Here is a 222-nt window from a genome sequence, read left to right on the forward strand (position 1 = left end):
TCAGGGAGCCGCCACCGGCCAGTGCATCATTTGGCGCAACGAAGTTGACAGAACCGCTGCTGGCGCCGACCGGAATGGTGATGGTCTGGCCATTCGACAGGGTCACAACCACTGGCGAACCGGTGACTGGAGCGGACACGGACGCGGTGTAAACCACGGTGCCGCCTTCGGCCACACTCGAAGTCGCGGTCAGGTTCACGGTCGAGGTGTCGGTGGTGTCGG

1 protein-coding gene is annotated in these 222 nt (G+C 64.0%); it reads right to left on the reverse strand.

Features of this window, described 5'->3' with window-relative positions; all coding sequences use genetic code 11:
- Positions 1–222 (reverse strand): immunoglobulin-like domain-containing protein (locus tag AACY49_RS31715; RefSeq protein ID WP_339528318.1); only part of this gene is annotated, 222 nt, incomplete at both ends.

It is taken from the genome of Pseudomonas sp. EL_65y_Pfl2_R96 (assembly GCF_963970905.1).
Lineage (GTDB): Bacteria > Pseudomonadota > Gammaproteobacteria > Pseudomonadales > Pseudomonadaceae > Aquipseudomonas.